This is a genomic window from Gordonia sp. (in: high G+C Gram-positive bacteria), from assembly GCF_047606305.1.
In the GTDB taxonomy this organism is placed as follows: domain Bacteria; phylum Actinomycetota; class Actinomycetes; order Mycobacteriales; family Mycobacteriaceae; genus Gordonia.
The window spans coordinates 1-8395 of record NZ_JASGER010000080.1; the positions used below are offsets into that span (position 1 = coordinate 1).

Here is an 8395-nt window from a genome sequence, read left to right on the forward strand (position 1 = left end):
AGGAGGCGCTGGCCCGGCTGTCGGCGCGCCGGATGGCCCTGCCCGGCCAGGCCGATGCAGTCCCCGCGCCGCGCACCGACTACGAGTTCGCCGCACGGCCGATCGGGCGCCTGCCCGGCGGCGTCGTGGTCTTCGAGCGTCCGGCACCCGAGCCCGCGCCCGATGAGGCGGGTCGCCACGAGGTGGCCATCGACACCGACCTGCCCCGGCCGGCGCTCACCGCGCGGGAGGTCGAGGTGCTGCGCACCTGGCTGCTGCTGGACTCCAAGCCCGCCGTCGCCGGAGACCTGGGCATCTCGCTCGGCACCGTCAACACGCACCTGACGCGGATCCGGGCCAAGTACGCCGACCTGGGGCGCCCGGCACCGACGAAGGCGGGTCTGGTGGCCCGCGCCGTCCAAGACGAGTTGATCGCCCTCGACGAGCTCTGAGGTCGCCCGCGGCCCCGGCCCCTCGGCCGGGGCCGACGTGTGTGTGCCGATCAGCGATAATGGGTCGGTGGCGACCATTGACGAAATCCTGCGCGTCGAGCAGATCGAGAAGGACATCTACCGCGGCCCGTCCTACCCGAGCGTCCTGCGCCGGACCTTCGGCGGTCAGGTGGCCGGGCAGGCACTGGTCTCGGCGACCCGAACGGTTCCCGAGGAATTCGGCGTCCACTCGCTGCACGGCTACTTCCTGCGGCCCGGCGATCCCGACATCCCGACGGTGTTCCTGGTCGACCGTATCCGCGACGGCCGCTCCTTCGTGACCCGGCGCGTCACCGGCGTGCAGAACGGCGAGGCGATCTTCTCGATGTCCGCCTCCTTCCACGTCGGGAGCGACGAGGGCATCGAGCACCAGGACCCGATGCCGCCGGTGGTGGGTCCCGACGAGATCAAGGATCGTCGGGACACCGCTTCCGAGGAGGACCGCAGACTGTTCTCGGAGTGGGAGAACTTCGACATCCGCATCGTGCCCCGCGAGCAGATGCAGCTGTCCGACTATCTGGCCGCCCAGCAGCGCGTGTGGTTCCGCTACCGGCACCGGTTGCCCGACAACCACGTTTCGCACGTGTGCGTGCTGGCCTACATGAGTGACATGACGCTGCTGGCGTCGGCGTCCTCGGTGCACCGCGACGAACGGGTGCAGTCGGCGTCGTTGGACCACGCCATGTGGTTCCTGCGCCCGTTCCGCGCCGACGAATGGCTGCTCTACGACCAGACCTCCCCGTCGGCGGGCCACGGGCGCGCGCTGACCCAGGGGCGCATCTTCGACCAGCAGGGCCGGATGGTCGCCGCCGTGGTCCAGGAGGGGCTGGCGCGGATCATCAAGGACCCCAACGTGCAGGGGATCCCGCTGCGCGACGAGAAGCCGTCGTGACGGATCCGACCATCGGGGTGCTGGCGGTCCAGGGGGACGTGCGCGAGCACGTCGCGGCGCTGCGGCAGGTGGGTGCGCAGACGCGCCCGGTGCGGCGCGCGGCGGAGCTGGACGGCCTCGACGGCATCGTGCTGCCCGGCGGCGAGTCGACGACGATGTCCAAACTCCTGGACGTCTTCGAGCTGTACGAGCCGCTGCGCGGGGCCCTGGCCGACGGTCTGCCCGCGTACGGGTCCTGCGCCGGGATGATCATGCTCGCTTCGCAGATCCTCGACACCCGTGCCGATGCCCGCCACCTCGACGCCCTGGACGTCACGGTCCGCCGCAACGCCTTCGGCCGCCAGGTGGAGTCCTTCGAGGCGGACCTGGACTTCGTCGGTATCACCGACCGCCCGGGGGAGCCGCCCGTCCGCGGCGTGTTCATCCGTGCGCCGTGGGTGGAGGAGGCCGGTCCGCGGGTGGAGGTCCTCGCCCGGGTTCCCGACGGCGCCACGCCCGGGGGTGCCGCGGACGGCCGGATCGTCGCCGTGCGCCAGGGGCGCGTCGTCGCGACGTCCTTCCATCCGGAGGTCACCGGCGACCTGCGGGTACACGGGTACTTCGTCGATTTGGTGCGCGAAGTAAACTCCTCGCCATGAGTGGACACTCCAAATGGGCGACTACCAAGCACAAGAAGGCCGTCATCGACGCCAAGCGCGGCAAGATGTTCGCCAAGCTGATCAAGAACATCGAGGTCGCGGCGCGCACCGGGGGCGGTGACCCGGGCGGCAACCCGACGCTCTACGACGCGATCCAGAAGGCCAAGAAGTCGTCGGTGCCCAACGACAACATCGAGCGGGCGCGCAAGCGCGGCGCCGGTGAAGAGGCCGGCGGTGCCGACTGGCAGAACATCACCTATGAGGGTTACGGCCCGAACGGCGTCGCGCTGCTCATCGAGTGCCTCACCGACAACCGCAACCGCGCCGCCGGCGAGGTCCGCACCGCGATGACCCGCAATGGCGGCAACATGGCCGACCCGGGTTCGGTCGCGTACCTGTTCACCCGCAAGGGTGTGGTCACCCTGGAGAAGGGCGATCAGAGCGAGGACGACATCCTGATGGCCGTCCTGGACGCCGGTGCCGAAGAGGTCAACGACCTGGGGGAGACCTACGAGGTCGTCAGCGAACCCACCGACCTGGTCGCCGTGCGCACCGCGCTGCAGGAGGCGGGGATCGACTACGAGTCGGCCGAGGCCGATTTCCGCGCCTCCGTCGAGGTGCCCGTCGACGCCGACGGCGCGCGCAAGGTCTTCAAGCTGATCGACGCGCTCGAGGACTCCGACGACGTGCAGAACGTGTACAGCAACGTCGACATCCCCGACGAGGTGCTCGCCCAGCTCGACGAGGACTGAGCCGGACGCGGGAATGCCGCGGACCCGGTGTGTCGATCCGACACGGAGTCCGCCGCGCCTCCTAGACTGTCGAACAGTTGTTCGCGACGGTCGAGGAACGGGAGGGCGTGCGATGCGTGTGATGGGTGTCGACCCCGGGTTGACGAGGTGCGGTATCGCCCTCGTGGAGTCCGGTGCCGGCCGCGCCGTGACGGCCTTGGACGTCGACGTCGTGCGCACCCCGGCGACGATGGACCTCGCCGACCGGCTGCTGGCCGTCCACACCGCCGCCGCCCACTGGCTGGACACGCACCGGCCGAAGGTCGTGGCCATCGAGCGCGTCTTCGCGCAGCAGCAGGTGAGCACCGCCATGGGCACCGCGCAGGCCGCCGGCGTGGTGGCCCTGGCCGCCGCCCAGCGCGACATCCCGGTGCGTTTCCACACCCCGAGTGAGGTGAAGGCCGCGGTAACCGGCTCGGGTCGGGCCGACAAGGCGCAGGTGACCACCATGGTCACGCGCATCCTGGGCCTGCAGACGCCACCCAAGCCGGCCGATGCCGCCGATGCGCTCGCGTTGGCCATCTGCCAGTGCTGGCGGGGGCCGATGGACGACCGCATCGTCGCCGCGCAGGCCAAGGCCGAGGACCTCGCACGCGCCCACCGGGCGCGCCTGAAGGAAGCCGCAGCCGCGGTCAAGGCGGGCCGCCGATGATCGCCTCGGTGCGCGGACCCGTGATCGACATCGCCCTCGACCACGTCGTCGTCGACTGTGCGGGAGTCGGTTATCGGGTGCTCGCCACCCCCTCGACGATGAGTGCGCTGCAACGTGGCGCGGAAACCACGCTGTTGACGACGATGATCGTGCGCGAGGATTCGATGACCCTCTACGGGTTCACCGACAGTGCTGCACGAGACCTGTTCGTCCTGCTGCAGACGGTGACCGGCGTCGGTCCCCGGCTGGCCCTGGCCGCGCTCGCGGTCCACGACCCCGCCGAGCTCGCCGCCGCCATCGCCTCGTCGAACACGAAGGCGCTGACCGGCGTGCCCGGTATCGGCAAACGCGTCGCCGAGCGGCTCGTCGTCGAACTGCGCGACAAGGTCGGCGTCGTCGAGGGGACGGCCACACCGGTCCCCGGCACGACCACCGTCGGCGGCGAGGTCACCGAGGCCCTCGTCGGCCTCGGTTTCGCGGAGACGGCCGCGGAGAAGGCGGTCGCCGCCGTCCTGGCCGAGCGTCCCGACGCCGATTCAGCCGCCGTGCTGCGCGCCAGCCTGGCACTGCTGGGGAAGAAGTAGGCCGCCGTGGACGCCCCGAACGACGACTTCGACGACGAGCAGCGCACCCTGAGCGCCGGGCGGTTGGCCGCCGACGGCGAACTCGACGCCAATCTGCGTCCCCGAACGCTCGCCGACTTCATCGGCCAGGCGAAGGTCCGCGAACAGCTCGAGCTGGTGCTGCGCGGGGCCACCGGTCGCGGCGGCACCCCCGATCACATCCTGCTGTCCGGTCCGCCCGGGCTCGGCAAGACGTCGCTGGCCATGATCATCGCCGGCGAGCTGGGTTCGGCGATCCGCGTGACGTCCGGGCCGGCGCTCGAACGCGCCGGCGACCTGGCCGCGATGCTGTCGAACCTGGTGGAGGGAGACGTGCTCTTCATCGACGAGATCCACCGGATCGCCCGTCCGGCCGAGGAGATGCTCTACCTGGCCATGGAGGACTTCCGGGTCGACGTGGTCGTCGGCAAGGGCCCCGGCGCCACCTCGATTCCGCTGGACGTCGCCCCGTTCACGCTGGTCGGCGCGACGACGCGCTCCGGTGCGCTGACCGGTCCGCTGCGCGACCGCTTCGGGTTCACCGCCCACATGGAGTTTTACGAGACCGACGAGCTGGTGCAGGTGCTGGCCCGTTCCGCCGGGATCCTCGGGGTGGACCTGGCCGACGATGCGGCGGTCGAGGTGGCCGGCCGGTCGCGGGGGACGCCGCGGATCGCCAACCGGCTGCTGCGCCGGGTTCGTGACTATGCCGAAGTCCGTGGTGACGGGTCGGTGACGCTGCCCGTCGCGCGGGCCGCGCTCGCCGTCTACGACGTCGACGACAAGGGCCTGGACCGGCTCGACCGCGCGGTGTTGTCCGCGCTTGTCGAAGGCTTTGGCGGCGGACCGGTCGGTGTGTCGACACTCGCCGTCGCGGTCGGCGAGGAGCCGACCACCGTGGAGGAGGTCTGCGAGCCCTTCCTGGTGCGCGCCGGGCTCATCGCCCGCACGCCCCGCGGACGGGTCGCGACGGCCGCCGCCTGGCACCATCTGGGCCTGGTACCGCCCGCCGGTGCGCTCAACGCGGCGTTCGGCGTCCGCGGCCGCGGTGGCGAACCGAACCTGTTCGACGACCTCGACTGACTCGTCTGGCAGACTGGTCGACATGGAATTCTTGATCCCGGCGATGCTCGTGCTGATGGGCGTCATGTTGTTCATGGGCACCCGCAAGCAGAAGCGGCAGATGGCCGAGATGCAGGAGATGCAGGAGTCCCTCACCACGGGCACCCGCGTCCAGCTGATGTCCGGTCTCTTCGGCACCGTCATCGACGCGAATCGCGACTTCGTCGACGTCGAGATCGCACCGGGCGTCGTGGCCCGGTACAACAAGCTCGCGGTGCGCGGCGTCGTGCCGTCCGACGAGGCCGCCGACACCTACGTGGGTGCCGTGCTGGCCGACGAGGACGCCGAGCCCGACACCGCACTCGAGCCCGGCGCCGGCAAGACCGACGATCCGGCCGACGAGAAGTAACAGCAGGAGAACCGAACCAACGTGACCAGTCCGCGTCGATCAGCGGCGAAGCGTTCGCGTCCGGCGGGGGAGACCCCGCCGTGGCAGCCGCTCCTCGCCTTTTTCGCCCTTCTCGCCCTCGTCTTCGGTCTGGTGTTCTTCACCGGCGACCACAAGGCCGAGCCCAAACTCGGCATCGACCTGCAGGGCGGCACCCGGGTCACCCTGACCGCGCGCACGCCCGACGGCACTCGCCCGGCCAAGGATCAGCTCGAGAAGGCCAAGCAGATCATCCAGCAGCGCGTCGACGGCCTCGGCGTCGCCGGCTCGGAGGTCGTCGTCTCCGGTGACAACCTGGTGATCACGGTTCCCGGTGACGACGGCCGTCAGGCCCGCAATCTCGGCCAGACGGCGCGCCTCTACATCCGCCCGGTCGTGAAGGGCGACGCCGGGATGCGCCCGGCGGTCCCGCAGAAGACCGCCCAGCAGGCGCCGCAGACAGACGCGACCGTCACGCCCGAGCAGCGCCGCGCCGCCGTCGACCAGCAGCGGAAGCTGCGTCAGGCCCCCAAGGACGCCAGCCCGCAGCAGCTGTCCGCCCTGCAGGCGCAGATGGCGAAGGTGAACTGCGACCCGAAGGCCGACGACCCGCTCCTGGGCAACGACGACCCCAACCAGTACCTCGTCGCCTGCAGCACCGACGGCAAGACCGTCTACCTGCTGGAACCGCAGATCATCGACGGCCGCGACATCGCCAAGGCCGGCGCCAACCTGTCGTCGCAGACGAACCAGTGGACCGTGAACGTCGACTTCAAGGGTGAGGGCGGCAAGACCTGGCCGCGCTACACCGGCGCGAACGTCGGCACCGCGACCGCGATGACGCTCGACTCGCGCGTCGTGTCGGCCCCGCAGATCCAGTCGGCGATCACCGGTTCCACCGAGATCAGCGGTGGCCAGAACGGCTTCTCCGAGACCGAGGCGCGGGACCTGGCGAATGTGCTCAAGTACGGCTCGTTGCCGCTGTCCTTCGAGGCATCCGACGCCGAGACGGTGTCCTCGACCCTCGGGCTCTCGGCGCTGCGCGCCGGTCTGATCGCCGGCCTGGTCGGCTTCCTCGCCGTCCTCGTGTACGCGCTGGCCTACTACCGCATGCTGGGCGTGCTGACCTTCGGCGCGCTGGTGCTGGCGGGACTGATGTCCTACGGCCTCATCGTGCTGCTCGGCCGGTGGATCGGGTTCACCCTCGATCTGGCCGGCATCGCCGGCTTCATCATCGGCATCGGCATGACCGCGGACTCCTTCGTCGTGTACTTCGAGCGCATCAAGGACGAGATGCGCGAGGGGCGGTCGTTCCGGTCGGCGGTGCCGCGCGGTTGGGCCAGCGCCCGCCGCACGGTCTGGACCGGCAACGCGGTCAGCCTGATCGCCGCCGTGGTCATCTACGTGCTCGCCGTCGGCTCGGTCCGCGGCTTCGCCTTCACGCTGGGTCTCACCACGATCCTCGACGTGATGGTCGTATTCCTGGTGACCCACCCGCTGGTGGCCCTGGCGACGCGGTCGTCCTTCCTGTCCAAGCCGCCGGTCAACGGCCTCGGCGCGGTCAGTGACGTGGCCCGCGAGCGCCGGGAGGCGGCCCGTCGGGCGGTCGGACTGGCACCCGAGAACGAACCCGGTCCCGCGGCCCGAGGAGGACGACGATGAGCTTCAGCAGAGGCGGCTTCGGCAGCGACAGCGTCGACGGCCTGGGCAAGCGCGCCACCGGTGACGGCGACGACCCGTTGCCCGCGGGCTTCACCGTCAACCGGGATCGGTCGGCCGCCGTCGAGACGGCCGACACCCTCGTCGCGGATGCCGACTTCCACGCCGACACCAACCGGTCGTTCCTGTCGCGGCTGTACACCGGCACCGGCGCCTTCGAGGTCGTCGGGCACCGCAAGCAGTGGTACCTCGTCACCGCGGCGATCCTCGCGATCTGCCTGCTGTCGATGATCATCCGCGGCTTCACCTTCGGCATCGACTTCCAGGGCGGCACCCAGGTGTCCATCCCGGCGACCAGCGACACCGTCACGGTGCAGAAGGTCGAGAAGGTCTTCACCGACACGCTCGGCGCCGCACCCGAGATGGTGCAGACCGCCGGTTCGGGTGCGGCCAAGACCATCCAGGTGCGCACCGACCACCTCGACGAATCGCAGGCCAACCGCGTGATCGACGCGGTGACCGCGGCGTTCTCGCCCCAACTGACGCGCTCGGACGTCTCCTCGTCGGACGTGAGCTCGACGTGGGGCGCGGAGATCACCCGCAAGATGCTCATCGCGCTGCTGGTGTTCTTGGCGATCGTCACCGTGTACATCGCGATCCGCTTCGACAAGGAGATGGCGATCGCCTCGCTGGCGACGCTGTTCTTCGACGTGGCGGTCACCGCGGGCGTCTACTCGCTCGTCGGATTCGAGGTCACGCCGGCGACGGTCATCGGGCTTCTGACGATCCTCGGCTTCTCGATCTACGACACCGTCGTGGTGTTCGACAAGGTCGAGGAGAACACGCGCTCGGTGCTCAAGACGTCGCGCCGCACCTATGCCGAGCAGGCCAACCTCGCCGTGAACCAGACGATGATGCGGTCGATCAACACGACGGTGATCTCGGCACTGCCGATCATCGCGCTCATGGTGGTCGCGGTGTGGATGCTCGGCGTCGGCACGCTGCAGGACCTCGCGCTCATCCAGCTGGTCGGCATCGTGGTCGGCACCTTCTCGTCGGTGTTCCTCGCGACGCCGCTGCTGGTGACCCTCAAGGAGCGCGATCCGGCGATCGCCGCGCACACCCGCAAGGTGCTCGCCCGCCGCGCCGGTATCGCCGCCGGCGAGCCGGTGTCCACCGGCCGGCACGCCGCCCGGCCCGCG

At 70.3% G+C, this 8395-nt stretch carries 10 protein-coding genes; all 10 read left to right on the forward strand.

Translation table 11 applies throughout. From position 1 onward, the window contains the following. Positions 1 to 8 precede the first annotated feature (8 nt). Positions 9 to 431, forward strand: a complete 423-nt coding sequence (locus QM634_RS12170) for a LuxR C-terminal-related transcriptional regulator (protein WP_415043051.1) — start codon at positions 9 to 11, stop codon at positions 429 to 431. A 67-nt stretch (positions 432 to 498) separates the two neighbouring features. Further along, positions 499 to 1362 (forward strand): acyl-CoA thioesterase, encoded by an 864-nt coding sequence (locus QM634_RS12175; protein ID WP_415043042.1) that lies wholly within the window; start codon positions 499 to 501, stop codon positions 1360 to 1362. After that, positions 1359 to 2000, forward strand: a complete 642-nt coding sequence (gene pdxT / locus QM634_RS12180; RefSeq protein ID WP_415043043.1) for a pyridoxal 5'-phosphate synthase glutaminase subunit PdxT — start codon at positions 1359 to 1361, stop codon at positions 1998 to 2000. Before QM634_RS12175 ends, pdxT begins: the two co-directional genes overlap by 4 nt. Then, positions 1997 to 2752 (forward strand): YebC/PmpR family DNA-binding transcriptional regulator, encoded by a 756-nt coding sequence (locus QM634_RS12185; protein ID WP_415043044.1) that lies wholly within the window; start codon positions 1997 to 1999, stop codon positions 2750 to 2752. The genes pdxT and QM634_RS12185 overlap by 4 nt, the downstream gene beginning before the upstream one ends. Before the next feature lie 112 nt (positions 2753 to 2864). Beyond that, positions 2865 to 3443, forward strand: coding sequence for a crossover junction endodeoxyribonuclease RuvC (gene ruvC, locus QM634_RS12190; RefSeq protein ID WP_415043045.1), 579 nt, complete (start codon positions 2865 to 2867; stop codon positions 3441 to 3443). Beyond that, complete coding sequence (gene ruvA, locus QM634_RS12195) at positions 3440 to 4027, forward strand: Holliday junction branch migration protein RuvA (protein WP_415043046.1); 588 nt, start codon at positions 3440 to 3442, stop codon at positions 4025 to 4027. Before ruvC ends, ruvA begins: the two co-directional genes overlap by 4 nt. Positions 4028 to 4033: 6 nt before the next feature. Then, positions 4034 to 5128, forward strand: a complete 1095-nt coding sequence (gene ruvB / locus QM634_RS12200) for a Holliday junction branch migration DNA helicase RuvB (RefSeq protein WP_415043047.1) — start codon at positions 4034 to 4036, stop codon at positions 5126 to 5128. Positions 5129 to 5150: 22 nt separating this feature from the next. Then, the gene (yajC, locus tag QM634_RS12205) at positions 5151 to 5516 is read left to right on the forward strand and encodes a preprotein translocase subunit YajC (RefSeq protein WP_415043048.1); all 366 of its coding nucleotides are present in this window, start codon (positions 5151 to 5153) and stop codon (positions 5514 to 5516) included. Positions 5517 to 5537: 21 nt separating this feature from the next. Further along, positions 5538 to 7196 (forward strand): protein translocase subunit SecD, encoded by a 1659-nt coding sequence (secD, locus tag QM634_RS12210; protein WP_415043049.1) that lies wholly within the window; start codon positions 5538 to 5540, stop codon positions 7194 to 7196. After that, positions 7193 to 8395: protein translocase subunit SecF (gene secF, locus QM634_RS12215; RefSeq protein ID WP_415043050.1), on the forward strand; the 1203-nt coding region annotated here is incomplete at its 3' end. The genes secD and secF, both read left to right, overlap by 4 nt.

Bases quoted from the DNA above. Each gene is read 5' to 3' on its own strand.
- ruvA (WP_415043046.1), top strand. From the start codon at position 3,440: ATGATCGCCTCGGTGCGCGGACCCGTGATCGACATCGCCCTCGACCAC.
- ruvC (WP_415043045.1), top strand. From the start codon at position 2,865: ATGCGTGTGATGGGTGTCGACCCCGGGTTGACGAGGTGCGGTATCGCC.
- QM634_RS12185 (WP_415043044.1), top strand. From the start codon at position 1,997: ATGAGTGGACACTCCAAATGGGCGACTACCAAGCACAAGAAGGCCGTC.
- yajC (WP_415043048.1), top strand. From the start codon at position 5,151: ATGGAATTCTTGATCCCGGCGATGCTCGTGCTGATGGGCGTCATGTTG.